Genomic DNA, 24,730 nt, shown 5'->3' with positions numbered 1-24,730 from the left:
GGCCGCGTCTCGCGACCGATGTCGGTGCCGGCACCTAGGCTGGGGTGATGGTCGACCGGCGTCAGGTGATGAGCTTCCGCGTACGGGCCCAGCAGCTCGACCGTGCCGAGGGCACGCTCGCCGACACCGGCGTGCTCGACCTCGGCGTGCAGGACACCGGCCCGGACGGCGCCCGGTGGGCGCTGGCCCTGCGCGGGATCGACAGGTCCGCGCTGTCCGGCGACGACCTGGTCCTGCTGTGGACCGTGCGGGGCGCTCCCCACCTCTATCGTCGCGCCGACGTCGGGCGGGTGGCGGCCGCGGTCGAGCCGTTCTCCGACGCCGACGCCGGCAAGCGCATCTACGACGCCGCCAAGCCGTTGAAGGCGGCCGGCATCGGCATCGTCGCCGCGCTCGACGAGGTGGCCGGGCGGATGCGCGCGATCGTCACCGAGCCGACCGTCAAGGGAGAGGTCTCGGGCCGCCTCGCCGCGCTGCTCCCCGAGCCCTACCTGCGGTTCTGCCGGCCGTGCCAGGCCACCCACCTCTTCGAGATGCCGTTCCGCCTGGCCGCCGTGCGGGCCGGCCTGGAGCTGACGCCCGACACGTCGCCACCGGTGCTGCGCCGCATCCCGGCGTTCCGCCGGGCGGCGGACCCCGGTGACCGGTTCGACCTGGTCCGCGCCTATCTCCGGCTGCTCGGCCCGGCCACGCCCAAGCACGTGGCCGACTACCTCGACGCCCCAGTCAAGGACGTGCGGGCGCGCTGGCCGGAGGACGCCGTCGAGGTGCCGGTCGACGGCGAGACGCGCTGGCTCCTGGCCGAGGACGAGACGGCGCTCGCGTCGCCCGGGGGCACGGCGACCCGGCTGCTCGGCCCGTACGACCTGTTCCTCCAGGCGAAGGACCGGGCCACGCTGGTGCCGGACCCGGCTCGGGCCAAGGCGTTGTGGCCGGTGCTGGGCCGACCCGGCGCCGTCCTGGTCGACGGCGACCTGGTCGGCACCTGGCGCCCCCGCAAGTCCGGCGCGCGGCTGACGGTCGCCGTGCAGCCGTGGCAGAAGCTTCCCGACAGCCGGCGCCGGGCGGTCGTCGAGCAGGCCGAACGCCTCGCCGCGCACCGCTCGGCCTCGCTCGCCGGGGTCGAGTTCGCCGACTGACAGGAGCCGTGGCGGGTGTGGTCAGGCGAAGCGCTCGATCGTCGCGGGCACCAGACCGTGCCGGCGTACCACGTCGGTGAGCCGGCGTAGCAGCGGACGCAGCGCGTCCCGGTGCGCCGGCTCGGCGGTCACGTCCAGGCACCACGCCACCCCGCCGCCGACACGACGCAGGTCCCAGCGGAACATGGTGCCGTCGACGCGCAGCCGCCCGGTGCCGGCGAGCCCGTGGCCCGTGCCCGCGTCCAGGCGTAGGGCCGTCCGAAGCGCGGCCAGCCGCCCGTCGTCGAGTTCACCGGCGAACAGCACCCGCCACACCGGCGGTCCATCGCCGAGCCGCAGCGGCGCCACGGTCGCCAGCGGTACGTCGTCCCGGAAGTGACAGCGCAGCACGTCCTCGTCCGGCAGCGCCCCGCCGCCCGACCGGAGGTACGCCTCCTCGGCGTCGGCCCGGCCGACCGCCCGCAGCCGGGCCCGGACGTCGGGGTCCGCGCGGACCGCGTGGGCGAACGCGGCGGAACTCCACCAGCCGCCGTCCGCCCGGGTCCAACCGGCGGTACGCAGGCGCGTGGCCGAGAGGTCGTCGGCCAGCACGAACTCCTCGACCAGCAGCCCGAGCGGCGCGACCGGCGCATCGGCCGGGCACAGCAGGTAGTAGTCGAGCGCGAACGTGACGGCGGACGACGTCACCGGTGCGGCAGTCACCCCGGCACGGTACCGCCGTCACCGGTGGGCGACGACGAACCCGCCCTCGACACCCGGGGCCGAATGATGCGTCAGCTCGGCGTCGACGGTGAACCCGGCGGCGTCCAGCCAGGCCGCGACCCGCGCCGACGGGCGGCGGTGCACGTGGACGCGCATCGGCAGACCGCCGTACCCCTCGGTCTTGAGCCGGCTGCCGTCGCCGGCGTGGAACCCGAGCAGCACGACGCCGCCGGGCCGCAGCACGCGGCGGAACTCGTCGAGGACCGTGGGCACCTCGTCGTCGGGGACGTGGATCAGCGAGAACCAGGCGAGCAGCCCGGCCAGGCACTCGTCGGCCAGGTCGAGGCCGGTCATCGACCCCACCTCGAAGCGCAGCCCGGGGTGGTCCCGCCGGGCCACCTCGATCATGCCGGGTGACAGGTCGATGCCGAACGCGTCCAGGCCGAGCCTGTTCAGGTGGCCGGTGATCCGCCCGGGACCGCAGCCGACGTCGGCGACCGGCCCGCTGCCCCGGGCCCGTACCAGCTCGGTGAAGAGCGCCAGGACGCCCCGCTGGAACGGTTCCTCGGCGAGCGCGTCACGCAGCAGGTCGGCGTAGCTGACCGCCACCGTGTCGTAGGAGGTGCGCGTGTCGGCGAGCCAGTCGGGAACCTCCGCGCGGCGTACCTCCTCAGTCACCGGTGACGTCCCGGCCGACGGCGACCGTCGCCACGACGCAGGCCAGAGACGCCCACGCCGAGGCGATCAGCAGGCCGCGCGGTTCCCCGGCGCCCGCGCTGAGGAACGCGGAGAACGGCAGTGGCGCCTCCAGCCTGGTGAGCAGGCCCTCGACGAAGACGAACCAGCCGGCGCTGCCGAGCAGAAGCCAGGTCGATCGGCGTACCACGGCCGCGCCGGCGGCCCCGAACACCGCCATCACCGGCGCGACGAGCAGCAGATGCCGGTAGCGGTCCGGCTCGCCGCGCGCGAGCAGGGTGAGACCGCTGACCGCCACGAAGCCGGTGGCCACGACCGCTGCCGCCACCAGTTGACCGGCGAGCACCGCCACCCGTCGTGGTACGGCGAGATACAGCAGGACCGCCGTCCGGTGCTGGTGGTGCTGGGCGACGACCATGGCGGCGAGGCCGAACGCGGCCATGCCCGCCAGCAGTCCCCACGCGTCGACGTTGACCCAGCCGAGGAGGGCGGCCAGCACGGCCAGCACCAGCAGGGAGATCCGACTGGAGCGGATGGTCGCGGTTCGGTAGACGTCGCTGCGGATGACGGCCCACATCAGCGGGCCGCCAGGCCGAGGAAGATCTGTTCGAGGTCCGGGGTCTCGACGGTGAGTTCGTGCAGCGGCACCCGCGCCTGGAAGGCGATCTCGCCGGCGGCCTCGGGTGTGAGGCCCTCCACCTCCAGGGCCTCCCCGCTTCTCGTGACCCGTGCGCCGGAGCCTTCGAACACCTGCCACAGCCGTCGTTGGTCGCGGCTGCGGATCCGCAGCCGGCCGGCCACCGAGGCGGACAACGCGGCGAGCGGCGCCGCACAGGTGATCCGCCCCTTGGCGATCACCACGACATCGTCGACGAGGTGCGCCAACTCGGCGAGCAGGTGACTGGAGATGAGCACCGTTCCGCCCCGGTCGGCGTGTTCCCGTAGCAGTCGCCGCAGCCAGACGACGCCCTCGGGGTCGAGGCCGTTCGCCGGCTCGTCGAGGATCAGCGTCGCCGGGTCGCCCAGGAGTGCGGTGGCCACCGCGAGCCGCTGCCGCATGCCCAACGAGTAGTTCCCGCTGCGCTGATCCGCAGCCGCCGTGAGGCCGACATGGTCGAGCAGCGCGTCGACGCGCGCCCGCCCGGCGCCTGCCAGGATCGCCTGCGCGGTCAGATGAGCCCGTCCGGACTGGCCGGGGTGGCTGATCCCCTGGTCGAGGACGGCGCCAACCTCTCGGACCGGATGCCTCAGCTCGCGGAAGCGCCGGTTGTTGATCCGCGCTTCACCGGCGGTCGGACGGCTGAGGCCGAGCAGCATCCGCAGGGTCGTCGTCTTTCCCGAGCCGTTGAGCCCGAGAAAGCCGGTCACCCGGCCCGGGTGGACGGTGAAGCTGACGGCGTCCACCGCTCGGATCCGCCCGTAATGCTTGGTCAGTCCCAGGGACTCGATCATGGCTGGCGCACACCGTCACGAAGTGTCATCGGACCCGTTTCTACACGACCGGGCCCGTCCGCGTCAGGAGCCGGTGGCGTCGCGGGCACGAATTGCCTTGCGACCCGTTGCCCGCCGGTCAAGGCTGCCGGGCATGCCGATGCACGAGGGAGAACTCACGGTCGCGCCGGAGACGGTCCGCGCCCTGGTGGACGCGCAGTTCCCCGCGTGGCGGCGGCTGCCGGTCCGACCCCTGCCGTCGGAGGGCACGGTCAACACCATCTTCCGGCTGGGCGACCGGTTGACCGCCCGGTTCCCCCGGCGACAGCAGGAGCCGGAGGCGGCGCGACGGTGGCTGGCACGCGAGGCGGACGCGGCCCGCGAGTTGCTGGGGCGCACCCGGTTCCCCACCCCGGAGCCGGTCGCGCTCGGCGAACCGGGCGCCGGCTATCCGCTGCCGTGGTCGGTGCAGACCTGGCTGCCCGGCGTGGTGGCGACCGTCGAGGACCCGGGCGACTCGTACGCCTTCGCCGACGACCTCGCCGAGTTCGTCACCGGCGTGTGGGCCATCGACACCGGTGGACGCACGTTCGGCGGTCCGGGCCGCGGCGGCGTCCTGCTCGCCCACCACGAGTGGATGGAAACCTGCCTGCGGCACAGCGAGGCGCTGCTGGACGTGCCGCTGCTGCGCCGGTTCTGGACGGCGATGCGGGAGCTGCCCCGGGGTGGGGAGCCGGACCGGATGAGCCACACCGACCTGATCCCGGGAAATGTGCTGGTCCGCGAGGGCCGGCTGGCCGGGGTCCTCGACGTGGGTGGGTTGGGCCCGGCCGATCCCGCGCTCGACCTCGTCGGCGGCTGGCACCTGCTGGAAGCCGGGCCCCGCTCGGCGCTGCGTGAGCGGCTCGGCTGCGACGACCTGGCCTGGCAACGTGGTCGGGCCTGGGCGTTCGAGCAGGCGATGGGCCTGGTCTGGTACTACCGGGAGTCCAACCCGGTGATGAGCCGCCTCGGCCGGCGCACGTTGGAGCGGATCACCGCCGGCCCGCCGCCTGGGTGACGCCGGCCCAGGCCGGTCGCCACACCGGGCCGGGCGGCGGCGTCAGGGCCGCGAGGTGGTCGACGATCGCCCGGAGACCCGGGTGCGGGTTCGTCGTGGGCAGCATCAGCGAGATCGGGTACGCGAGCGTCGGGTTCCGGATCGGGATGCGGCGCAGGTCGTGGCCGGCCGGCCAGAGGTACCTGTCTCGCGCGCCGACCACTGTGGCCACGTCGGCGGCGTCGGCCAGCGTGTCGAGGAGCACCTCGTTGCCGAAGTTCGGGCCGGCCGCGTCGATGCGGAGGTCGAAGGCGGTGGCGAGCTGGTCGTAGAACTCCGACCATTCGCTGTGCGCCACGATGCCGGGCACCCAGATGCGCAGCCCACGCAGGTGGGCCGGGGTCAGGGTGCGGGCGGCGGCGAGTGGGTGCCGGGGACCGACGAGCAGTTCCAGCGGCGAGTCGAACGCGTGGACCATCCGGACGTCGGGCGGCAGTGTGGCCGGGTCGGTGACGGTGCGGAACGCGGCGTCGAGGTCGCCGGCCTGGACGGCGGCGGCCACCCGGTGCGGGTCGTCGACCCGGATCGTGACCACGTCCAGGCGGGTGCCGGGGTGGGCGCGCCAGTAGTCGTGCAGGGCGACGGCCTGCGCGGTGCGCAGGCCGAGCACGTCGATCCGGAGGGCCCGGGAGCCCGGCCGGAGCGCGGCGACGGCCCGGTCGGCGTTCGCCACGATGCCGCGGGCGTGCGGGAGGAACGCCCGGCCGTCGAGCGTCAGGTCGACACCGCGGGCGGTCCGGGTGAACAGGCGGACCGCCAGCTCGCGTTCCAGCGCGGCGACCCGTTTGGAGACGGCCTGCTGGGTGACGCCCAGCTCGTCGGCCGCGTGCTGCAACTGCCCGACGTCGGCCGCCCGGACGAACGATCGCACTGCCTCGGTGTCCACCGGCTCAGCCTATGGTCGTCCAACCGGTGGTTGTGGCTCGCCGGACGGCGGTTGTTTGATCACGCGCGCCGGCGGCCGGTCTGATGCGGCGGTGACACGGGATGCGGACTTCCACCGGCTGTGGTCGGCGTACGCGGTCAGCACGTACGGCACGTGGCTCGCGTTCGGCGCGTTCCCGCTGCTCGCGGTGCGGGAGCTGGACGCGTCACCGGTCGCGGTGTCGCTGCTGGAGGCGGCCGGTCTCGCCGTCGCGGCGCTGGTCGCGCTTCCGCTCGGGCCGTGGGTGGAGCACCGGCCGAAGCGCCCGGTGATGATCGGCACGGATCTGGTCCGGTTCGCCGCGATGGCGAGCGTGCCGGTCGCGTACGTCCTCGGGGTGTTGTCCTTCGGTCACCTGCTGGCCGTCGCGGTGGTCTCGCAGAGCGCGGGGATCGCGTTCACGGCCGCGTCCGGCGCGTACCTGAAGCAGCTCGTGCCCGGCGATCGGCTGCTGGTCGCGAACGGGCGGTTGGAGGGCACGGGCTGGGTGGCGACGGCGGCCGGCCCGCCGCTCGGCGGCGCGCTGGTCGGGTTGCTCGGCCCGGTCGTCACCGTCGCCGCCGACGCGCTGAGCTACCTGCTGTCGGCGCTCACGGTCCGCCGCATCCGGGGCGGTGACGTGGTGGCGGTCCCGGTCGCCGGGTCGCGCGGCGCGGATCTGCTCGGCGGGTGGCGGTTCCTCCGCCACGACCGGGTCCTGCGGCGGCTGTTCCTCAACGCGGTGCTGGTCAATGGCCTGATCACGGCCACCGTCCCGTTGCTGGCCGTGCTCCTGCTCGGCGAGTACGCGTTCCCCGCCTGGCAGTACGGTCTCGCGTTCGGCGTGCCGGCGCTGGGCGGCTTCGTGGGCGCGCGCCTCTCCGCTCGCCTGGTGCGGCGGTACGGCCGGCAGCGGGTGCTGACCGCCAGCGGTTGGCTGCGGTCGGTCTGCCCGCTCGGGCTGGCGTTCGTGGGACCCGGCGTCGGCGGGCTCGTCACCGTGATCGTGGTCGAGGGCCTGCTGATCGTGGCGATGGGCGTGTTCAACCCGATCCTGGCCACCGAGCGGCTGCGGCGGACCCCCACCGACCACGCCGCCCGGGTGCTCGGCGCGTGGAGCGTCGGCAGCCGGCTCACGTCTGCCACGCTGACGGTGGTCTGGGGAGGTCTCGCCACGCTCACCGGCCCGCTCGCCGCGATCACCGTCTCCGGCGTCCTGCTGCTCGGCACGCCGCTGCTGCTGCCGGGCGGGACTTCCGTCGGGGCCCGGCTCAGGAGGCGGCGGCGGGCGTCCGGCTGGGGTCGCCCGGGGTGGCGGCGTCGGTGGGACGGCGGGTGAGGACCTGCGGGCCGGCTTCGGTGACGGCGACGGTGTGTTCGGAGTGGGCGGTGCGGGAGCCGTCGGCGGAGCGGATCGTCCAGCCGTCGTCGTCGACCCTGATCTTGTCGGTGGTGCGGCAGAGCCAGGGTTCGATGGCGATGGTGAGGCCCGGGGTGAGCTTCATGCCGCGGCGGGGGCGACCGCTGTTGGCCACGTGCGGTGCCTCGTGCATGGTGCGACCGATGCCGTGGCCGCCGAACTCGCCGTTGACGCCGTAGCCGTAGGCGTGGGCGACCTCGCCGATCGCGGCGGAGACGTCGCCGAGGCGACCGCCGGGCCGGGCGGCGGCGATGCCGGCCTCCAACGCGACCTCGGTGGCCTCGATCAGCTTCAGGTCGGCCGGGTCGGGGGTGCCGACGACGAACGAGAGCGCGGAGTCGGCGACCCAGCCGTCGATGCCGACCGCCATGTCGATGCTGAGCAGGTCGCCGTCGCGCAGGACGTAGTCGTGCGGCAGGCCGTGCAGCACCGCGTCGTTGACCGACAGGCACAGCACGTTGCGGAACGGGCCACGGCCGAACGACGGGGCGTAGTCCCAGTAGCAGGACTCGGCGCCGCGCTCGGCGATCCGGCGGCGGGCGTGGTGCTCGATGTCCATCAGGTTGACGCCGACCGCGGCCACGCCCTTCAGCTCGGCGAGCAGCTCGCCGACGAACTGGCCGGTCACCGCCATGCGGGCGATTTCATCGGAGGACTTGAGCTCAATCACGGTATTTTTATACCACGTCCGCCCGGGGCGTCCCGAAGGGATATCCTGCTGCCATGGTTCGCCAGCCACTCACCGCCGAACAGATCGCCGCGGGCCGACGCCTCGGCGTCGCCCTGCGATCCGCGCGAGCCGACCGCAGTCTCGTCGAGGTGGCCCTGGCGGCCGGCATCTCCCCCGAGACGCTCCGCAAGATCGAGGCAGGCCGACTGCCCGCTCCGGCGTTCGGCACCGTGGTCTGCCTCAGCCAGGCCCTCGACGTCCCCCTGGCCGACCTGGCCGACACCTGGCTCGCCGACCTGCCCGTCCGCCAGGCGTCCTGACCACCGGGCCGCGCCGGCAACCGTTTCACCCGCACCGGGTCAGTCCGTGCCACCGCCCCCGCCACCCGAGTCGAAGCTCGCGGCGTCGCCGTAGACGGCGTTCTCCACCACGGCGGCCGAGTGCCGGTCGGGCACGCCCCGGCCCCGCTCGAAGACGTCGCGACCGGGCCGTGGCGAGTCGCGGCGGAGCGCGCGCATGGCCTGCCGCGCCGCGGCCGCCTGCTCCTGGACCGTCGGCGGCCGACGCCGCCGGCGTCGACGGATCAGCAGGCAGACACCCGTCACGAGCGCCAGGACGCCGAGCAGGAGAAGCCATCGCATGCCGTCACGGTAGGAGACGCCCGCCATCCGCGCCGGACGCGCCGGGACGATCGACCGGGGTACGCTCACGCCGCCGTGCGGCGGTCGGACCGGGAGGCGGCTCCCCGTTCGCGCCTCGTCTCGCCAGGGAGGGTCGGGTTGACGCTGGCCGATCTGCTGCGTGTCGCCGACGGCGGCCGGGACGACGATCCGTGGCCGATCCTGCGGGAACTGGCCGCGAGCGGCGACCCCGCCACGGCGGCGTCGGCCCGGACCGAGCTGGAACGCTACGTGCGCGAACGCAACCGGTACGGCCGGGACCTGATGGCCCACCTGCTGGCCCGGCTGTCCGGCGCCGACGTGCTCCCCCGGCTGCTGCGGCTCTTCGCCGACGCGCTGCGCGACGATGACGACGACGACGGTGAGCAACTGGCGATGGCGTTGGGCCTGGCCACCCGCGCGGACCCACCGGCGTGCCGGGCCGTCCTCCTCCCACTGCTCGACAACGGCGACCCGCACCTCCGGCGGGCCGCGTTGCAGACGCTCGGGCACGTGTTCGAGGCGTCGGACCTGGAGCGGCTGCGCGCGGCGACATCCGATCCCGACCCGGAGATCCGGCGGACCGCGCTCGGCGCGCTGCCGGCGGTGCACCTCGACCCGCAGGCGTACGCGCTGGTCGTCACCGCGCTGCGGGACCCGGACGCCTGGGTCCGCGATCACGCCGTGCTGCTGCTGGCCTGGTCCGCCCCGCCGGCGGTGGTGGACCATCTGGTCGAGTTGACGTCGGACCCGGCCTGGCAGGTCCGCACCGTGCTGGGCGAGGCGATCGGCCGCCGCGCGGCCGGCTCCGACCGCGTCCCGGTGGCGGCAGCCGCGCTGGGCGTGCTCCTCGACGACCCCGAGTCCTCGGTACGTGCCGGAGCGGTGCGCGGCCTCGGCCTGCTCGGCGTGCCGCTGGACGCGCTGCGGTCCCGGGTCGACGACCCGGACTGGTGGGTGCGGGCGGCCGTCGCCGGCGTCCTCGCGGTCGGCCTGCGACGCTGGCCACCCGCCCGACCGCTGCTGGTGCACCTGCGCGAGGACACCGACCCGACCGTACGGGCGACGGCGTCGGCGGCGCTCCGAAACTCCGAGCGGGCGTCCTGAGGGCAGGTCGGTCGGGGCGGGCGGCTCACCCGGCGGCGACCGCCGCGACGGCGGCGTGCGGCCGGCGGGTGGCGTCGCCGGGCCGGTGCAGCCGCTCCACCTCGGTGAAGCCGGCTCGGGCCAGCCGCTCGGCGAACGCGTCGACCGGCCATCGGTAGGCGGTGACCACCTTGTGGTCGAACGCGGCGACCTCCTCGCCGACGAAGATCCCGAGTACGACCGGCGCGCCAGGCGCGGCCACCCGGCGGAACTCGGCGAGCACACCGTCGAGCCGCTCCGGCGGCAGGTGGATCACCGAGCCCCAGGCCAGGATGCCGGCGACACACGCGTCGGCGACCGGGAGATCCGTCATCGACCCGAGCAGGTAGCGACCGCTCGGATAGGTGGCCCGGGCGTGGGCGATGAACTCGCCGACGACGTCGACGCCGGTCGCGTCGGCGCCGTGGGCGCGGAGGAAGTCCGTGAGGTGGCCGGGCCCGCAGCCCAGGTCGAGCACCGGGCCGGGCCGGCCGGTCAGGTGCCGCCGGAGGAACGCGAGGTCGTCGGCGTGCACCTGACCGCTCGTGCCGAACAGCGCGATGTAGCGGTCCGCAAGGGACGCGTACGCCCGGCGGACCTGTTCCGTCGTCATCCGCCGACCCTACGGCTCGGACCACGCCGGGACGTCGGCGCCGATCCGGCGGGAGTTCGGCGTTCCCGCCCCGACGTGGCCCGGCGGGGGCGGTTGCCGACCGGCCGACCACCGCGAGGTCACGCCGGTCTCGTGGCGATCAGGCGTCGCAGCGCGGCCTGCGCGGGCGGCCCCCAGGTGGTCTTGCCACCCGGACGACCGTGGACGCCGTTGTCGCCGATGAGGATGCCGCCGAGGGCCCGTGCCGTCGCCCAGCCTCGGGCCCGGCGTACGGTGGCCGCGTCCGGGGCCGGCCGGTAGGCCGCGTGGAACTGGTCGAGCGCCCCGTCCGGCAGCAGGAGCCACCCGGCGGCCAGGTCGTACGCCGGGTCGCCCGCGCAGAGGTCGCCGAAGTCGATGACGCCGCAGAGCGTGCCGTCGGCGGTGAGCACGTTGGCGGGGTGCAGGTCGGCGTGCAGCCACCGCGCCGGGCCGGTCCACGCCGGCGCGGTGACCGCGTCGTGCCAGACGGCGTGGACGGCGGCCGGGTCGTCGACCAGCCCTCGGGCGGTGGCGGTGGTCAGCGCCTCGGCGAACCCGTCCGCCTGGCCGGCCAGCGGCCCACCCCGGTAGGGGTTGGTGGGCGCGTCGCCCGGAGCGCTGTGGTGCAGGGCGGACAGGAAGCCGGCCAGAGCGGTGGCCGCCTCGACCGCTCGGGTGACGGGAGCGCGATCGGCCGGCTCACCCGGAACCCACGTGGTGACCAGCCAGGGGTGCGGGAACAACGGGGACGGCTCGCCGAGCCGCTGCGGGACCGGAACCGGCAGCGGAAGGCGCGGAGCGAGCCGGGGCACCCAGCGGTGTTCCTTGCGCAGCAACGCGTCCGCGGCTCCGGTCGCCCAGGAAAGCCGGACGGCCAGGTCGTCACCGAGCCGCCACAACTGGTTGTCCCATCCCCGCGCACCGAGCCGGACCGGTCGATCGGCGAGATCGGGATGCTGGTGGTGGAGCAGTTCCCGGACCAGGTCGGCGGTGATCTCGTGTGTCATACCGAGGGGTTAGCCTTCCGTCATGCCGGGCACCGAGCTGGAAGAGTTGGTCGTCGCGGACGCCGAGGCGCTGCGGGCGTGGTTGTCGGCCCACCATGCCACCTCACCCGGCGTCTGGCTCGCCCTGACCCGCAAGGGCGGCACGGTCACCACGCTGACCTGGCAGCAGGCCGTCGACGAGGCGTTGTGCTTCGGCTGGATCGACGGGCAGGCCCGCAAGCGCGACCAGGAGAGCTCCTGGATCCGGTTCACCCCGCGCCGGCCCCGCAGCGCCTGGTCCCGACGCAACGTCGACCACGTGGCCCGGCTGGAGGCGGCGGGGCGGATGCAACCCTCGGGCCGGGCCGCGGTGGAGGCCGCGAAGGCGGACGGGCGCTGGGCCGCCGCCTACGCCCCGCCCTCGGAGGCCGAGGTGCCGGCCGACCTGCTCGCCGCCATCGACGCCGAACCCGCCGCCCGGGCCATGTTCGACGTCCTCACCAGCGCCAACCGGTTCGCGCTCATCTACCGGCTGAACGCGGTCAAACGGGCGGAGACCCGGGAGCGGAAGATCCGCGAGTTCGTCGCCATGCTGGCCCGCCACGAGACGCCCCATCCGCAGAAGGCCAAGCCTCCCACCACCGGCTGATCCGGCGGTCAGCAGGCTTCGAGGACGAAGAAGATGAAGCAGAGGAAGGACGTGCGGCCGGCGAGTTCCGGGGGCAGGAGTTCGGGCGGGGCGTCGGGTGAGAACGGGGGTTCGCTGATGACCGCGATGCGGAAGCCGGCGGCGGTGAACGCGTCCGTCATGGCGTGCAACGGCCGGTGCCAGTAGGTCAGCTCGGCCGGGTGGCCGTCGAACGCGTACTCCTCCGACCAGCGCGCGAGCGCGAAGTAGTCGCCGTCGGGGAATGCCACCTCGTAGACGATCGGGTGGTTCACGGACAGCAGCAGGCGGCCGCCCGGCCGCAGGACCCGGCGCACCTCGGCCAGCGGGCCGGTCCAGTCCTCCAGGTAGTGCAGGACCAGGGAGGCGACCACGTCGTCGAAGACGCCGTCGGCGAAGGGAAGCGGCGTGCCGAGGTCGGCGACCAGGAGGGTGGCGTCGTCGCCCAGCCGCCGTCGGGCCAGCTCGACCATCGCGGGGCTGCCGTCGAAGCCGGTCACGACGGCCCCTCGCGCGCGAAGCGCCTCGGACAGCGGACCGGCGCCGCAACCGGCGTCGAGGATCCGGCGACCGCGTACGTCCCCGGCCAGCTTGATCATCGCGGGCCGCTCGTAGTAGCCGTTGAAGAGGCTGCCCTCGTTCTCCGCGGCGTAGTGCTCGGCGAAACTGTCGTAGTGGTCGGCCCTCATCCCGGCTGCCTCCTCGGTGCCTCAAGATCGGAGCCGATCCTGCCATCGAGGCGACGTCACCGCTGACCCCTGCGATCGCGACGAGCCCGACTGGCCGGGACGGGCCGCCCGGGACGCGGCGTGACGTGTCAGCCCGTCCGCGAGGCTCCGGCTCCGGCACCGGCGAGCTGCTGGGCGAGCCGGGCGTAGCTGTCGCCGCCGTGTCCGGCCGCGACCGCCCGCTCGATGATGCGGTGGACGGCCTCCAGCGGGGCGGCGTCGATTCCGTGCACCGCGGCGGCGGCCCGCACGTGCGACAGTGCGGAGGCCGCCGACGCGACACTGGAGACCTCGGCCGGGAACTCGCCGGCGGCGAGCTGAGCGGCGAACCGGTCGGTGAGATCGGGCAGCAGGCCGCCGATCCCCCTGGCGAAGCGGGCGAACGCGGCCGGCGCGATGCCCTCGGCGACGGCCAGGGCGAAGGCGTGCGCGAGCCCACCGACGGACATGGCGAACAGGTCGAGCAGCGCCGTCTCGTACGCCGCCGCGCTGCCGACGTCGTCGCCGAGGTGGATGCCGGTGCCGCCGAACACGTCCAGCAGGGCCCGGTGCCGCTGGTAGAGCGCGTGCCGGCCGCTGTAGAGGATCGTCGCGGCGGGTGTGCCGATCGTGGGCGCCGGGGTCAGGATGGCACCGTCCAGGTAGTCGACGCCACGCCGGGCGGCGAGGTCGGCCATGGCGCGGGCTTCTGCGGCGTGCCCGCTGCTCAGGTTGACCAGCGTGCCACCGGGCCGGTCGGTGAGGTCGGTCGTGCACGCGCGGACCGCGGCATAGTCGATCATGCAGGCGATCGTGACCGGGGCCGCCCGTACCGCGTCGCCCACCGTGGGCGCGAGCACGGCTCCCCGCGCCACGAGCGGGTCGGCCCGGCCCGGCGTACGGTTCCACACCACCGTCGGGTGCCCGGCGGCGAGCGCGGCGGTGGCCAGTGCCCGGCCCATGGGGCCGAGGCCCAGGACGGCGACGGTGGACGGCTGGTCGTTGGGGATGTCGTGGTCTGTCACAGCAGCGACGGTAAACCTTCACGTTGACGTGAAGGTCAAGTCCTGTTTGGCTCCGGACATGCGGATCAGTGAACTGGCCCGGCGGACCGGCACCACTCCCCGCGCCCTGCGCTACTACGAGGAACAGGGGCTGCTGCGGCCCGCCCGGCACGCGAGCGGTTACCGGGACTACGACGAACCGGCGGTACGCGTCGTGGGGCACATCCAACTGCTGCTCTCCGCCGGGCTGGGCACCGCCGCCATCGCCGAGATCCTGCCCTGCATCCCCGACGACCGGACGGTGCTGGCGCCCACCTGCCCCGAACTTCTCGATGCCCTGGCCGAGGAACGCCACCGCCTCACCGGGTCCATCGAGAAGCTCACGGCGGCACGCGCCATCCTGGACCGCATCGTCCAGGGCGCGCCCGACCGTCACTGACCGCGGTCAGGACCCGATCCGGGTACGCGGGCGGCTCACTCCGGCCACGACGTCGGAGGCGGGCCGAAGGCGCGACGACCGGCCTGCACGGCCATGGCGGCCATCGCGGCGTTGGCGCCACCACCGATCAGCGCGCCGATGCCGAAGGGCGCCACCCGACCGAGCACGATGATGCCCTGCTTGGTCCCGTACTTCGTGATGAAGTGCTTGCCCAGGATCTTGTTGATCTGCTGCAACGTGTGGCCGGGCACCTGGGCGACGATCTGACGCCCCCAGTGCTGCCCGGTGCGCTCGGCGACCTTCGTGATGGTGGCGGAGCCCGTTCCACCGAGCATGATGCCCATCACGATCGTGCGACGGCGTTCCAGCTCGTCGATGGGCACGCCGTGGATCTCGGCGATCGAGAGCGCGAAGAGGGCGCTCAGTTCGAGGGAGGAGAGCACCTCGCCGCCGGACAGCGCCAGCGCGATCCCGGTGCCGACGCCGGGCGCGGCCGCGGCGCCGCCCACCGCGGCGCCGGTTCCGGCCAGGGCGCTGACGTAGATCCGCTCCAGTGTGCGGATCACCTCGGCCGGCGTCGCCTTCGGGTTCCGCTGCCGCGCTCGGGCGATGTTCTTGCGAACCATGACGCCCTGCGCGTCGATCGCCTTGTCCAGCAGGTCGAGGACCCGCTGCCCGCGCACGGCCGGCGCAGCAGCCGACCCCTCGGAGGCCTCTGCCACCATGCCGTGAACTCCTTCCGCCGTCGCGTCCCGACGAGCCGACCGGGTGCCGGATCAGGGAAGTAGGCTACGGCCGGATCACCGGTTGGTCCACAACGGACGGTGACGCCATCCCGACACCTCCGGCGGCGTTTCACCCGGCGTCGGATCGCGCCTGTCAGGACGTCTCGTCGCGCTCCAGGACCGCCTTCATCTCCGCCATCCCCCGCTCCACCCTCGCCCGCACCGCATCCGCCATGTCGTGCGGCAGGACGTCGGTCAACCAGACGAGCCGGCTGCGAGGACCCTCGTCGAGCACCTGGAACGCCGCGTAGTGGTAGGTCAACGGCAGGCGCTGCCCCTCGACCACCGCGTACGCCATCCGGCGCAGACCGTGATCGACGCCCAGGATGAGTTCGCGAACCTGATGACCGTCCGGCATGGTCAGGATCCGGATGTCACCCTCGACCCGGGCGTCGGTGACCCGGCCGGGCAACAGTCGCCGGTGCACCGCTCCGACGTCCGCGACGGCGTCCCAGACCTGCTGGACGGGCGCGTCGACGACGGCTTCGACACGGACCATGGCCATGACCGGCGCTCCCCTCGCGCCGCTGAGGCACGGCAGGGACGCAGCCTAACCGGCCCGGCCCGGCCCGGCGACCGGGCGAGCCTCCCGTCCGCGAAACCGTCACGTCACTGCGCCGGGCGGCTGCGCCGTGGACCGCTGACGCGTCGTCGGTAGCTCGGCAGAGGCCGGGGCGCCACCCGGTTACGGATGACGCCCCGAAGACGGAATGAGGGCAGGAACAGCCGGCTCAGGCGTCGGCGGCGACCGCCAGGTTGAACCGGTCGAGTGCCTCCTTCTTCTCCGGCGAGAAATCGTCGATGTTGATCGGCTCGTCAGCGTTCGTGTCGCCGTGCAGGTTGTCGCCCGCCACCAGGGCCTTGACGATGGCGTCCGCCTGGTCGGTGGTGAAACCCGCGTCGGTCAGGATGTGCGTGGGAAGTTCAGCCATGCGTCGGCAGTACCCCGCGCTCCGCGTCTTCTACTCGCGCCGCGCGGCGTTTCAGGGGTCTGGGTACCCCTATGGATACCGGGCGGCGGCTGCGGCGACGGTGGCCAGGTCGTCGCTCGAGAAGCCGGCGCGGCTCAGCACCGCCAGGGACTTGTTCGTCGCCAGCGTGCACAATGCCCACTCCGGCGCGGCGTGTTCATCCGCCCCCGCCGCCCGCAACGCCTGCTCCAGCATCGCCCGCAGGCCGTCGATCATGGCACGGACCGTCGCCTGGCCCGCCGCGTCGAGGGCGGGGAACTGCGCCGCCGACATGGTGAGCAGGCAGCCGTCCGGGACCGTCGGGTCGGCGATGCGGTCCAGGGTCACCTGGAGGTAGGCGGCCACGACGGCGCTCGGGTTCGGGTGAGGGCCGGTCAGCGCCTGCGGCTTCACCGACGTGTTCACCAGCCGGTTCGTGGAGGTGAACGGGCTGCGGCTGCACGCGGTCACCGGCGGGGACGGCCCGCCGCTGCTGCTGGTCAGCGGCTGGCCCCAGACCTGGTACGCCTGGCGGGAGGTGATGCCGGCGCTCGCCCGCACCCACACCGTCGTCGCCGTGGACCAGCGCGGGGCCGGGCTCTCCGACAAGCCCGACGACGGCTACGACGCCGGCACGCTGGCCGCCGACCTGGTCGCGCTGATGGCCGCGCTCGGACACGACCGCTTCGACGTGGTCGGCCACGACATCGGCACGTGGACCGGGTACGCCCTCGCGGCCGACCACCCCGAGCGGGTGGGCCGACTCGCCGTCGTCGAAGCCGTGATCCCCGGTGTCGTGCCGTCCCCACCGGCCTTCGGCCCGGCCGCGGTCAACCAGAAGCTCTGGCAGTTCGGCTTCAACCGGCTCACCGACCTCAACGAGGAACTCGTCCGGGGGCGGGAGCGAATCTTCTTCGGCTGGCAGTTCGCCACCAAGGCCGCCACCCCGACCACGATCCCCGCGTACGCCGTCGACGTCTACGTCGACGCGATCACCGCGGATCCGCGCGCGCTGCGGGCGAGCTTCGCGTACTACCAGGCGCTGGACGAGACGATCGCGCAGAACGAGCAGCGCCGCAGGACCCGCCTGACGCTGCCGGTGCTCGCCGTCGGTGGCGCGCTGTGGAGCGGTGCGGGCGCCGCCCAGACGATGCGGCTGGCGGCCGACAAAGTCACCGGGGTGGTCCTCGACGACTGCGGCCACTACCCGGCCGAGGAACAGCCCGCCCGGTTCGCCGAGACCCTGGCGGACCTCCTCGACGGCAGACCGCCGGCAGGCGTGCCGCACGACTGACGGTCAGTCGAACAACCGCCCTACCAGGGCACCCTGGCCGGACTGTAGGACGTGCGCCGCCCGCAACGGGATCCAGAAGCACTCGAACCGGGTGGGCTCCCGCTCACCGTCGTGGTCCTCCCGGCTCGCCCACCGCTCGGGCGTCGCCCCGCGCAGCGCCAACTCGAAGACGTGCCGGCGCTGGATCTCGAAGCGAAGCGGGCTGATGTCGTACTCGATCACCCCCAGCTCGCGCACGACGGCGAAGTCCCTCAGCCCGGTCTCCTCACGGGCCTCCCGGAGCGCGGCGTCCGCCGGGTCCTCCCCCGCGCGGACGCTGCCGCCCGGCACCTGGAGGCCCACCTCCTCGTAGCTGACATCGGTGTGCCGGAAGACGAGCAACCGCCCCTCCCGCACCACGTAGCAGAGCGCCTTGGTGACCATCACCTTCTCGGGCATGGTGCCTGCCTCCTCCCGTCCACCCTCCGCCGTTCGTTACGCAGGTGCCCCAGCTTGTGCTGGCGCACCTGTTCGTCCCACACCGCCTGGTCGTAGTCCGGATCCGGCGGGATCCACCGGTGCGACCCGTCGCTGTAGTGGAACTTCTCGTCCCCCGCCCGCAGCACGCTCACCGCAGCCATCCCAGGAACCGCCGGTGCAACGCCCCCGCCGGCGCCCAACTCAGATCCGCCGTCGCGCGCACCAACTGCGCCCCCAGGTACATCGCCAACGAGACCGACGCACCCTCGTACTCGGCCCGCAACTCCCGCCGCCGCTCCGCGCACGGCCACGGCGCGTCGCACCCACCGCACGTCCAGATCGGCAGCACCGGCCCGTGCGCGCTCACCCCCGCGCTCCGCAGAAGCCGACAGCGCTCGTCCGCGCCATCTCACCAAAGAGGTACGGAGCAAGCCGCGCACATACCCCGTCATCGCGGAATGCCGGCACGGCAAGGATCACCTGTTCCGTCGCGCTCATTCCATCGGCTCAGACTGTCCATGCGAGCGCGCCTCGCGTAGTTGTTTTGCCTGGTCGAGCAGCCGCTGCCGTGCGGCCGATTGCTCTCGCTCCTGATGTCGTTGCCCGAAAGCCAGCGGCGTCACCGGCCGCCGAAAGACCATTCGTGACAGCCTTGCCAAGCCCGACCACGTCACCGATTCGGTCCCCTCGCTCACGTCCAGGACACGACGCGAGACTCCCTACTCGGGACAGCCAAGGGCGGGACGTCGCGCATCGCCAGTGACCTGGACGCTACGAGTAGTAACGAGTGTCGTTGGGGAGAGTTTGTACCCGAGGGAGGGCTACCCCTGAATCCCGATCGCGAGCGCCAACTCCCGCGCGTCTTCCCCGACCGTTCCCGGACGGTTCGACAGCTCCAGAGTCGCCGACCGCGCATAGGGGTTGTGCCGCACCGTATCGACGCTTTCTCGAAGCGCGCGGCCAAGGAGATGGATGGCTGCCACCTCGCCCCGGTCAAGTAGATGCGCCCGAGCGGCATCGATCAGGGCGGCGGCACGTCGGGTGTGCGACGGCAGCGCCGAGTAGTTCGCACTGTCCGCCCGTCGGACGGCTTCACCCGGCCGGCACAGATCCGTCTCGATCGTGACGGCGTACGCCTCGCACGCTGCCGGCCCGAACATGAGCCACGGGTGGGCGTACGTACTGCCGAGCCGGCTCGCCGCCTGCGCAGCAGCATCCCATGCGCGCCACGCCCGACCCGCTCTGCCCGCCTTGCTGTGCCCCAGCGCGATGCCGAGCTGCGCCTGACCCCATCGGGCCAGTTGCTCCCCTCCCTTAGCCGGAGTGAGGAGAGCTGCGGCGTCGGCCAAGAGGTGCTCTGCGGCCTCAGCCTGATTGGACCCCCGGTAGACGTGCGCGTAGTACCAGGCGGCCACTGCGATGGCTGTCGGGTCATCGGCGTCCTGAGCGGCGCGCATGGCCCGGTCCGCCGCGAGCCACACCAACTCCGGGTAGGGCTGGTGGGCCAGATACAACTGGGCGAGGTGGTAGACGCGCGCCAACTCGATGAGCGACTGCCGGCGTTCCCGCCCCTCCAACCGGCGGGCACTGCGCTGCGCGTCAGCCAGTAGACCGGGCAGCACGACGGCGACAGCCGAACGCTCGACGGTCGAGCGGTGCCACAGCGCCCATGCCTGATCGACCAGTCCGCGCAGCACATCAGCCTGTTTCGGCTCACCCGGCGACACCGCAGCCCGCTGCATGGCGCTGGCGACGGACTCGATACCGGGATGCCCGGCGCGGGTCACCGACGCCACAGGCAGGGACTGGTCACCGGTCAAGTCCGCCAGGTCGGAGATGTCCAGCACCTCGGCAAGACGGAGGAGCATCGGAAGCCGGGGTGGGAGGAGGCGACCGTTCTCCAGCGCCTTGACCCACTCGGCACTGCGTCCGACCAGGCCACCCAGGACGGGACGAGTCTTTCCGGCGCGCTCCCGGAAGGCGCGGAGGCGGGCACCGAAGGCCGTGGGATCGGTCATCTTCGTCTCCCAAGTAGCGTTCAGATGGCGGCTGCCGGAACACTGATCCGGCAGCCCTGCCACCACAGTAATTTACATCGATCGACCGAAATCAGCCAAGGGTGCTGTGACCTGACGGGAACTCCGGCGCACAGCACGCCGTCCACAAACATTAAGCATTTTGCTTCACACTTTGTCTCGTGACGCCGTCGCCGAACTTTTAAGTACCGTCTCGGCAAGGTGCTGGGCGAATATTTGGCGCTTGGTGGCATCAGATGTCGCCATCGAGTGCTTACGCGCAAAATCAGCCAACGCAGTGACTGACACCTCGTAGGCCACCTCAAGCTCTTCTTGCGAAAATCTTCTGTCCGATTTAGCGATCTGCACAATGTCGGTCCAGTGAGAAGGGGCTTTGCCAATCGCGCGAGCAACCATGGCGAAAGCAATAAAATGCGAGAGGTGCCGCTTCTCCCAGTACTTCATCGCAGAGTTCCCGCCCTGCAGGCTCTCGTCGACTGCTCGAAGAACCTTGGCACACCAGTAGAATATTGAAAGGTCCGCCTTGGGGTCGAATGCTTGCTTGTAACGAGTATCTTCGGCCAGAAGGGAGTTCGGCTTACCCCTAGCCACCTCGGGCCTACCGTAGGCTATAGCGTAGACGGCCTGGCCGAGGTAACCGATGCTAACAATTCGCCCCGGATCCTTTCCCAGGTTGCGATAATAGCCTTTACGCCTATCATAAAATAGCCCCTTAGAGCCAAAGTAGGTCTCGATCCTGCGCTGGACCTCGTCGGTCGCCCGAAGCGAGGCGTCCGCCACTGGCGTTTGTCGGTTGGTGGCCCGGATAATTCGATCTCGTACCGCAGTGTCATTCGCGACAATTACTCGCACGAGAATTTTCCGCTGGTCCGCGAAAAGCGCCTCCGCCCCTCCATCCTTTTCTCGCTGATCGTTAAACCATCGAGCGAGATTGTGAGAAGTCTGGAGGCCGTTTACAATCTGAATATTGGTAAGCGCGAACCTCTTGCCTACACTGTGAGCTTCATCGCAGAGGATAGTAACCCCGTTGTTCAACCACCAAAAGTCTGGCCCGTCACTTTGCTGGAGCGATGCCAAAATTTCTTTGTTGACAGCGACATCGCCCTGAAAGTCCCGAACATTAGCGTCGAAGACGTGGCGCTGCACAGTCCAATGATCGTCGGCAATTAGCTTCATAAAGTTCGAGAGCCGAGCCAAGGCAATATAGGAGCCGCCACTTGTCATTACTTCATCACATTCGAGGGTTAGGGTATTACTTGGTCGACGATCGTACATCGACCACAACTCCTCCGCCCCAATAAAAGAAATATCTATCTCTGCAGAAGGGAGCAGTCGAGCCAGGTCCTGTCGCAGCGCAACTGCCCGGCTAGAAACATTTGTCGCCACCCTGTCCGCGAAGCCTCGGGAAATCATTGCAACTCGCACCGAGACCTTCGGCCGGCGTGAAAGTAAGTTCCGGTAGGCTGCGCGAAAGATTTCCATTTGCTCACGCGCAGAGTCGTTAAGCTCTTCGGTCAATTCGTCGAGTGATCTAGCAAGGTCTAACGCCCGCGGCAGAATAGACTGCAGCGCGGTAACCATCAACTGAGGAAATTTGTCATTATTCTTCGCCTGAACGATGTACAGCGTGAGCTCGAGGCCCTCAGTCATCATCCGCGCGGCTTTGGGATCCTCGACAGCCTTATGATCCGGCTGAACTATCCCGCTTTCTAGCAATGTGTAAATCGCGTCAACGCCGCCATCATTGCTGCCATCCACCACGCCAGCATGCAAAGAGTCTAAGGTAACATCGAAGTCACGCAGCAAGAGCCAGGCAACGAAAACTTCCCATGCATCATCTTCTGACATATGTGGCAGATTCTCTTGATGCCAATCATGAAAGACCGTCGCTACCAAGGTTTGCGCACCCGACATCGATGTATCCTCCCCTAAATAGGCCACCCGATGCAGTCAAGGACGATACTCCACATGCGACAAGTAGGCGAGCGATCAGTCGGTCGGACTCAGGACAGGTCGGCAACGCTTTGGATGGGCTGCTTCATGGAATAGTTTCGGCGTGTCGACTGGACAGGCCCGGCCAAACTCTTATGACAGGCCCCGGTTTTGACCTCTTCCATGCTGACACTGACGCTACAAGGAGCAATCAGAACCAGCTCTCCCGCATGTCCAGTGTGGTGCGGTCCAGGCTCTCCAGCAGGTCGAACTGCGCCGCCACCTTCGGCAGCTCCCACCGGTAGAAGTAGCGCGCCGCCGCCCGCTTGCCCGCGAGGAACTCCTCCTCCGGCGACCCCAGCGCCTCCACCGCCAGCACCTGCTCCAGCCACATCCAGGCGATCACCACGTGCCCGACCGCCTCCAGATAGACCGAGGCGTTCGCCAGCGCCAGCTCCGGGTCACCCGTCGCCCACAGTCGCCGCGTCACCACCGCGATCCGGTCCACCGCCGCCGCGAGCCGACCAGCCATCTCGGCGGCCGGCCCGTCCGCCTTCCAGGCCCGGTGCACCGTGGCGCGCATGGTCTCCAGCAGCAGTTCCAGCGCCGCGCCGTCGCGCATGGTGACCTTGCGGCCGAGCAGGTCGAGCGCCTGGATGCCGTGCGTGCCCTCGTGGATGGCGTTGAGCCGGTTGTCCCGCCAGTGCTGCTCGACGTCGTAGTCGCGGGTGTAGCCGTAGCCGCCGTGCACCTGGATGGCCAGGTCGTTGGCGGCCAGGCACCACTGGGCCGGCCAGCTCTTGGCGATCGGGGTGAGCAGTTCCAGCAGCAGGTGCGCCCGCTCGCGATCCGCCCCGTCGGGCGCGGTCTTCTCCTCGTCGAGCAGCCGTCCGCAGTAGAGGACCAGCGCGAGCGCGCCCTCCACGTAGCTCTTCTGGGCCAGCAGCATCCGGCGTACGTCGGGGTGGGCGACGATCGGCACCTGCGGCGCGGTGGGGTCCTTGTCGGCGACCGGCCGGCCCTGCGGCCGTTGCCGGGCGTACGCGACGGACTTCAGGTAACCGGTGTAGCCGAGCGCGGTGGCGCCGGCCCCGATGCCGATGCGCGCCTCGTTCATCATGTGGAACATCAACGCCAGCCCCTGGTGGGGCGTGCCCACCAGGTGGCCGACCGCGCCGGCCCGCCCGTACGGGCGGTGCACGCCCTCGCCGAAGTTGAGCAGCGTGTTGGTGGTGCCCCGGTAGCCGAGCTTGTGGTTGAGCCCGACCAGCACCACGTCGTTGCGCGGGCCGGGCGAGCCGTCGTCGTCGAGCAGCACCTTCGGCACGATGAACAGCGACAGGCCCTTCACGCCGGGCGGTCCGCCGGGGATGCGGGCGAGCACCAGGTGGACGATGTTCTCGGCCAGCTCGTGATCCCCGGCGGAGATCCACATCTTGGTGCCGGTGAGCCGGTAGGTGCCGTCGTCCTGCGGCTCGGCCCGGGTGGTGAGGTCGGCCAGCGAGCTGCCGGCCTGCGGCTCGGACAGGCACATGGTGCCGAAGAACCGGCCCTCCACCATCGGGCGGACCCAGGTGGCGACCTGTTCGGGGCTGGCGTGGGCGAGCAGCAGGTTGGCGTTGCCGAGGGTGAGGAACGGGTACGCCGAGGTGCCCACGTTGGCGGCCTGGAACCAGGCGAACGCGGCGGCGGCCACCGCGTGCGGAAGCTGCATGCCGCCGACCGACTCGTCCAGCGTGGCGGCGAACAGCCCGGTGTCGGCGAACGCCTCCAGCGCGGTCTTGACCTGCGGAATGGTGCGCACGTACCCGCCGTCGACGGTGGGTTCGGCGGTGTCGGCGGCGCGATTGTGCGGGGCGAACTTCTCGGCGGCGACCCGCGCGGCGAGGTCGAGCACCGCGTCGAACGTCTCTCGGGAGTGCTCGGCGTAGCGGGGGCGCTCGGTCAGCCGGGTCACGTCCAGCCAGTCGTGCAGCAGGAACGCCAGGTCACGGCGGGACAGCAACAGGTCGGACGACAACGCGGGCCCCTTCCCCCTCAGCCGCGGCGCCACCCGGCGACGGCCTCCCGCAGGTCATCCTGGCCGATCGGAGCCGGCGGCGCACCCTTCACCACACCGGGTCGCGGTGCCCGCCGAGTACGGGATCGGTCCTGGAAGCACCGCTTCAGCGTCTCGCCAGCGTGCTGCGCAAGTCTCTGGGCACCGCCCGGTCGATGGGATCGGGCGGGCCATCGGACTCTCGGCGATTGGACCATCACTGGTGAGAAGAGCTTCCACCGCAGCGGCAGCCCTCTGCGTCACGGCGACACTGGCCCCATCCGTCCTGATGGGCGCGTCCCCCGCCCTGGCCGGGGGGTCGGGACCGGATCTGCCGCCGGCCCTGGCGCCGATGACCGCGCAGTACCAGACGGTCGCGTGCGACCAGGCCGGTCCCACCGCGAGCGACGCGACGCTCGCCACCCAACTGAACTCGCGGTTGAACTCGGACATGCGGGGTTACATGTCGGCCTACCGCGTGTCCTGCGCCCGGGAGGTGGTCGAGGCGGTGCGGGCGCGGGGCCTGGCGCCGCGTGCCGCGGTCATCGCGATCACCACCGTGATCGTCGAGACCCACCTGCAGAACGCCAGCGAGGAGGTGGACGGGACCAGCCTCGGCCTGTTCCAGCAGCAGGAGTGGTGGGGCACCCGGGCACAGCGGCTCAACCCGGCCTGGGCCACCAACGCCTTCCTCGACGCGATGGTGCGGAAGTACCCGAACGGCAGTTGGGCCAGCGCCCCGATCGGCGAGGTCTGCCAGGCCGTGCAGGTGTCGGCCTACCCCGACCGCTACCAGGTCCAGGCACCGGACGCGCAGATCATCGTCGATGCACTCTGGGATGCCGCCGGGCCTCGCACCGAGGACGTGCCGATCTCGGGTGACTGGAACGGCGACGGCATCGACAACGTCGGCGTCTACCGACCCAGCACCTCCACCTTCTACCTACGCGACAC

29 protein-coding genes and 1 pseudogene are annotated in these 24,730 nt (G+C 71.6%); 9 read left to right on the top strand and 21 right to left on the bottom strand.

Annotated elements, in window-relative coordinates:
• The first annotated feature begins 47 nt into the window (after positions 1 to 47).
• Positions 48 to 1,139, top strand: coding sequence for a winged helix DNA-binding domain-containing protein (locus ACH495_RS25985; RefSeq protein WP_396860318.1), 1,092 nt, complete (start codon positions 48 to 50; stop codon positions 1,137 to 1,139).
• A 21-nt stretch (positions 1,140 to 1,160) separates the two neighbouring features.
• Here the strand turns inward: ACH495_RS25985 and ACH495_RS25980 are convergent, their stop codons facing one another.
• The 4 genes from ACH495_RS25980 to ACH495_RS25965 are packed head-to-tail and all read right to left on the bottom strand — an operon-like array spanning position 1,161 to position 3,989.
• Positions 1,161 to 1,841: a hypothetical protein gene (locus ACH495_RS25980; protein ID WP_396860317.1), complete on the bottom strand. Its 681-nt coding sequence runs from the start codon at positions 1,839 to 1,841 to the stop codon at positions 1,161 to 1,163.
• Between the two features lie 18 nt (positions 1,842 to 1,859).
• Entirely contained in the window at positions 1,860 to 2,519 is a 660-nt protein-coding gene (locus ACH495_RS25975; RefSeq protein WP_396860316.1) for a class I SAM-dependent methyltransferase, read from the bottom strand.
• On the bottom strand, positions 2,512 to 3,114 hold the full coding sequence (locus ACH495_RS25970; RefSeq protein WP_396860315.1) for a hypothetical protein: 603 nt from the start codon (positions 3,112 to 3,114) through the stop codon (positions 2,512 to 2,514). Before ACH495_RS25970 ends, ACH495_RS25975 begins: the two co-directional genes overlap by 8 nt.
• Positions 3,114 to 3,989 carry an ABC transporter ATP-binding protein gene (locus ACH495_RS25965; protein ID WP_396860314.1) on the bottom strand — a complete coding sequence of 292 codons (876 nt, stop codon included), beginning with the start codon at positions 3,987 to 3,989 and terminating at the stop codon, positions 3,114 to 3,116. Before ACH495_RS25965 ends, ACH495_RS25970 begins: the two co-directional genes overlap by 1 nt.
• A 133-nt stretch (positions 3,990 to 4,122) precedes the next feature.
• Between ACH495_RS25965 and ACH495_RS25960 the strand changes: the two genes are divergently transcribed.
• Positions 4,123 to 5,028: an aminoglycoside phosphotransferase family protein gene (locus tag ACH495_RS25960; protein WP_396860313.1), complete on the top strand. Its 906-nt coding sequence runs from the start codon at positions 4,123 to 4,125 to the stop codon at positions 5,026 to 5,028.
• Here the strand turns inward: ACH495_RS25960 and ACH495_RS25955 are convergent.
• Entirely contained in the window at positions 5,003 to 5,953 is a 951-nt protein-coding gene (locus ACH495_RS25955) for a LysR family transcriptional regulator (RefSeq protein ID WP_396860312.1), read from the bottom strand. The two genes, ACH495_RS25960 and ACH495_RS25955, sit on opposite strands and share 26 nt — an antisense overlap.
• A gap of 91 nt (positions 5,954 to 6,044) precedes the next feature.
• Between ACH495_RS25955 and ACH495_RS25950 the strand changes: the two genes are divergently transcribed.
• Positions 6,045 to 7,310, top strand: coding sequence for an MFS transporter (locus ACH495_RS25950; protein WP_396860311.1), 1,266 nt, complete (start codon positions 6,045 to 6,047; stop codon positions 7,308 to 7,310).
• On the opposite strand, the gene map is transcribed toward ACH495_RS25950, so the two are convergent.
• Complete coding sequence (gene map, locus ACH495_RS25945; RefSeq protein WP_396860310.1) at positions 7,243 to 8,061, bottom strand: type I methionyl aminopeptidase; 819 nt, start codon at positions 8,059 to 8,061, stop codon at positions 7,243 to 7,245. The genes ACH495_RS25950 and map overlap by 68 nt on opposite strands.
• 53 nt (positions 8,062 to 8,114) lie before the next feature.
• Between map and ACH495_RS25940 the strand changes: the two genes are divergently transcribed.
• Positions 8,115 to 8,381: a helix-turn-helix domain-containing protein gene (locus tag ACH495_RS25940; protein ID WP_396860309.1), complete on the top strand. Its 267-nt coding sequence runs from the start codon at positions 8,115 to 8,117 to the stop codon at positions 8,379 to 8,381.
• Between the two features lie 39 nt (positions 8,382 to 8,420).
• Here the strand turns inward: ACH495_RS25940 and ACH495_RS25935 are convergent, their stop codons facing one another.
• On the bottom strand, positions 8,421 to 8,702 hold the full coding sequence (locus ACH495_RS25935; RefSeq protein ID WP_396860308.1) for a hypothetical protein: 282 nt from the start codon (positions 8,700 to 8,702) through the stop codon (positions 8,421 to 8,423).
• A gap of 138 nt (positions 8,703 to 8,840) precedes the next feature.
• Between ACH495_RS25935 and ACH495_RS25930 the strand changes: the two genes are divergently transcribed.
• Positions 8,841 to 9,827 (top strand): HEAT repeat domain-containing protein, encoded by a 987-nt coding sequence (locus ACH495_RS25930; protein WP_396860307.1) that lies wholly within the window; start codon positions 8,841 to 8,843, stop codon positions 9,825 to 9,827.
• Between the two features lie 25 nt (positions 9,828 to 9,852).
• Here ACH495_RS25930 and ACH495_RS25925 read toward each other — a convergent pair whose 3' ends face one another.
• Positions 9,853 to 10,458, bottom strand: coding sequence for a class I SAM-dependent DNA methyltransferase (locus ACH495_RS25925; RefSeq protein WP_396860306.1), 606 nt, complete (start codon positions 10,456 to 10,458; stop codon positions 9,853 to 9,855).
• Positions 10,459 to 10,577: 119 nt separating this feature from the next.
• Complete coding sequence (locus tag ACH495_RS25920) at positions 10,578 to 11,486, bottom strand: aminoglycoside phosphotransferase family protein (protein WP_396860305.1); 909 nt, start codon at positions 11,484 to 11,486, stop codon at positions 10,578 to 10,580.
• A 22-nt stretch (positions 11,487 to 11,508) separates the two neighbouring features.
• Here ACH495_RS25920 and ACH495_RS25915 point away from each other — a divergent pair, with 22 nt between their 5' ends.
• Complete coding sequence (locus ACH495_RS25915) at positions 11,509 to 12,114, top strand: YdeI family protein (RefSeq protein WP_396860304.1); 606 nt, start codon at positions 11,509 to 11,511, stop codon at positions 12,112 to 12,114.
• A gap of 8 nt (positions 12,115 to 12,122) precedes the next feature.
• On the opposite strand, the gene ACH495_RS25910 is transcribed toward ACH495_RS25915, so the two are convergent.
• Both ACH495_RS25910 and ACH495_RS25905 read right to left on the bottom strand, forming a co-directional pair.
• Positions 12,123 to 12,821 (bottom strand): class I SAM-dependent methyltransferase, encoded by a 699-nt coding sequence (locus tag ACH495_RS25910; protein ID WP_396860303.1) that lies wholly within the window; start codon positions 12,819 to 12,821, stop codon positions 12,123 to 12,125.
• Between the two features lie 128 nt (positions 12,822 to 12,949).
• Positions 12,950 to 13,864, bottom strand: coding sequence for an NAD(P)-dependent oxidoreductase (locus tag ACH495_RS25905; RefSeq protein ID WP_396860302.1), 915 nt, complete (start codon positions 13,862 to 13,864; stop codon positions 12,950 to 12,952).
• Positions 13,865 to 13,922: 58 nt separating this feature from the next.
• Between ACH495_RS25905 and ACH495_RS25900 the strand changes: the two genes are divergently transcribed.
• Entirely contained in the window at positions 13,923 to 14,282 is a 360-nt protein-coding gene (locus ACH495_RS25900; RefSeq protein WP_396860301.1) for a MerR family transcriptional regulator, read from the top strand.
• A 35-nt stretch (positions 14,283 to 14,317) separates the two neighbouring features.
• Here the strand turns inward: ACH495_RS25900 and ACH495_RS25895 are convergent, their stop codons facing one another.
• The 4 genes from ACH495_RS25895 to ACH495_RS25880 form a co-directional block, all read right to left on the bottom strand.
• A complete protein-coding gene (locus tag ACH495_RS25895) occupies positions 14,318 to 15,007 on the bottom strand; it encodes a hypothetical protein (protein WP_396860300.1) in 690 nt (229 codons plus the stop codon).
• Between the two features lie 154 nt (positions 15,008 to 15,161).
• Positions 15,162 to 15,572 carry an SRPBCC family protein gene (locus tag ACH495_RS25890; RefSeq protein ID WP_396860299.1) on the bottom strand — a complete coding sequence of 137 codons (411 nt, stop codon included), beginning with the start codon at positions 15,570 to 15,572 and terminating at the stop codon, positions 15,162 to 15,164.
• 226 nt (positions 15,573 to 15,798) lie between these two features.
• The gene (locus ACH495_RS25885; RefSeq protein WP_396860298.1) at positions 15,799 to 15,999 is read right to left on the bottom strand and encodes a hypothetical protein; all 201 of its coding nucleotides are present in this window, start codon (positions 15,997 to 15,999) and stop codon (positions 15,799 to 15,801) included.
• Between the two features lie 69 nt (positions 16,000 to 16,068).
• Positions 16,069 to 16,443 carry a TetR family transcriptional regulator C-terminal domain-containing protein gene (locus ACH495_RS25880; protein ID WP_396860297.1) on the bottom strand — a complete coding sequence of 125 codons (375 nt, stop codon included), beginning with the start codon at positions 16,441 to 16,443 and terminating at the stop codon, positions 16,069 to 16,071.
• Here ACH495_RS25880 and ACH495_RS25875 point away from each other — a divergent pair.
• The gene (locus ACH495_RS25875) at positions 16,436 to 17,311 is read left to right on the top strand and encodes an alpha/beta fold hydrolase (protein ID WP_396860296.1); all 876 of its coding nucleotides are present in this window, start codon (positions 16,436 to 16,438) and stop codon (positions 17,309 to 17,311) included. The genes ACH495_RS25880 and ACH495_RS25875 overlap by 8 nt on opposite strands.
• Positions 17,312 to 17,314: 3 nt before the next feature.
• Here the strand turns inward: ACH495_RS25875 and ACH495_RS25870 are convergent, their stop codons facing one another.
• From ACH495_RS25870 to ACH495_RS25845, 6 genes are all read right to left on the bottom strand, one after another.
• On the bottom strand, positions 17,315 to 17,749 hold the full coding sequence (locus tag ACH495_RS25870) for an NUDIX domain-containing protein (RefSeq protein ID WP_396860295.1): 435 nt from the start codon (positions 17,747 to 17,749) through the stop codon (positions 17,315 to 17,317).
• Positions 17,734 to 17,922, bottom strand: coding sequence for a hypothetical protein (locus ACH495_RS25865; protein ID WP_396860482.1), 189 nt, complete (start codon positions 17,920 to 17,922; stop codon positions 17,734 to 17,736). Before ACH495_RS25865 ends, ACH495_RS25870 begins: the two co-directional genes overlap by 16 nt.
• Entirely contained in the window at positions 17,919 to 18,137 is a 219-nt protein-coding gene (locus ACH495_RS25860; protein WP_396860294.1) for a hypothetical protein, read from the bottom strand. The genes ACH495_RS25865 and ACH495_RS25860 overlap by 4 nt, the downstream gene beginning before the upstream one ends.
• A 454-nt stretch (positions 18,138 to 18,591) precedes the next feature.
• Positions 18,592 to 19,788 carry a helix-turn-helix domain-containing protein gene (locus ACH495_RS25855; RefSeq protein ID WP_396860293.1) on the bottom strand — a complete coding sequence of 399 codons (1,197 nt, stop codon included), beginning with the start codon at positions 19,786 to 19,788 and terminating at the stop codon, positions 18,592 to 18,594.
• Between the two features lie 165 nt (positions 19,789 to 19,953).
• Positions 19,954 to 21,720 carry an AIPR family protein gene (locus tag ACH495_RS25850; RefSeq protein ID WP_396860292.1) on the bottom strand — a complete coding sequence of 589 codons (1,767 nt, stop codon included), beginning with the start codon at positions 21,718 to 21,720 and terminating at the stop codon, positions 19,954 to 19,956.
• A gap of 229 nt (positions 21,721 to 21,949) precedes the next feature.
• The gene (locus tag ACH495_RS25845; protein WP_396860291.1) at positions 21,950 to 23,758 is read right to left on the bottom strand and encodes an acyl-CoA dehydrogenase; all 1,809 of its coding nucleotides are present in this window, start codon (positions 23,756 to 23,758) and stop codon (positions 21,950 to 21,952) included.
• Positions 23,759 to 24,128: 370 nt separating this feature from the next.
• Between ACH495_RS25845 and ACH495_RS25840 the strand changes: the two are divergent.
• A pseudogene (locus tag ACH495_RS25840) lies at positions 24,129 to 24,730 on the top strand (hypothetical protein); the annotation flags it as partial.

This window comes from Micromonospora sp. NPDC018662, assembly GCF_044391475.1.
In the GTDB taxonomy this organism is placed as follows: domain Bacteria; phylum Actinomycetota; class Actinomycetes; order Mycobacteriales; family Micromonosporaceae; genus Micromonospora.
The sequence above is the reverse complement of the archived record's forward strand: the minus strand, read 5'-3'. Positions and strand labels throughout refer to the sequence as shown.

Bases quoted from the DNA above. Each gene is read 5' to 3' on its own strand.
- ACH495_RS25920 (WP_396860305.1), bottom strand. From the start codon at position 11,486: ATGACACACGAGATCACCGCCGACCTGGTCCGGGAACTGCTCCACCAC.
- ACH495_RS25850 (WP_396860292.1), bottom strand. From the start codon at position 21,720: ATGTCGGGTGCGCAAACCTTGGTAGCGACGGTCTTTCATGATTGGCAT.
- ACH495_RS25965 (WP_396860314.1), bottom strand. From the start codon at position 3,989: ATGATCGAGTCCCTGGGACTGACCAAGCATTACGGGCGGATCCGAGCG.
- ACH495_RS25960 (WP_396860313.1), top strand. From the start codon at position 4,123: ATGCCGATGCACGAGGGAGAACTCACGGTCGCGCCGGAGACGGTCCGC.
- ACH495_RS25870 (WP_396860295.1), bottom strand. From the start codon at position 17,749: ATGCCCGAGAAGGTGATGGTCACCAAGGCGCTCTGCTACGTGGTGCGG.
- ACH495_RS25895 (WP_396860300.1), bottom strand. From the start codon at position 15,007: ATGGTGGCAGAGGCCTCCGAGGGGTCGGCTGCTGCGCCGGCCGTGCGC.
- ACH495_RS25900 (WP_396860301.1), top strand. From the start codon at position 13,923: ATGCGGATCAGTGAACTGGCCCGGCGGACCGGCACCACTCCCCGCGCC.
- ACH495_RS25885 (WP_396860298.1), bottom strand. From the start codon at position 15,999: ATGGCTGAACTTCCCACGCACATCCTGACCGACGCGGGTTTCACCACC.
- ACH495_RS25890 (WP_396860299.1), bottom strand. From the start codon at position 15,572: ATGGCCATGGTCCGTGTCGAAGCCGTCGTCGACGCGCCCGTCCAGCAG.
- ACH495_RS25855 (WP_396860293.1), bottom strand. From the start codon at position 19,788: ATGACCGATCCCACGGCCTTCGGTGCCCGCCTCCGCGCCTTCCGGGAG.
- ACH495_RS25985 (WP_396860318.1), top strand. From the start codon at position 48: ATGGTCGACCGGCGTCAGGTGATGAGCTTCCGCGTACGGGCCCAGCAG.
- ACH495_RS25910 (WP_396860303.1), bottom strand. From the start codon at position 12,821: ATGAGGGCCGACCACTACGACAGTTTCGCCGAGCACTACGCCGCGGAG.
- ACH495_RS25935 (WP_396860308.1), bottom strand. From the start codon at position 8,702: ATGCGATGGCTTCTCCTGCTCGGCGTCCTGGCGCTCGTGACGGGTGTC.
- ACH495_RS25915 (WP_396860304.1), top strand. From the start codon at position 11,509: ATGCCGGGCACCGAGCTGGAAGAGTTGGTCGTCGCGGACGCCGAGGCG.
- ACH495_RS25970 (WP_396860315.1), bottom strand. From the start codon at position 3,114: ATGTGGGCCGTCATCCGCAGCGACGTCTACCGAACCGCGACCATCCGC.
- ACH495_RS25940 (WP_396860309.1), top strand. From the start codon at position 8,115: ATGGTTCGCCAGCCACTCACCGCCGAACAGATCGCCGCGGGCCGACGC.
- ACH495_RS25925 (WP_396860306.1), bottom strand. From the start codon at position 10,458: ATGACGACGGAACAGGTCCGCCGGGCGTACGCGTCCCTTGCGGACCGC.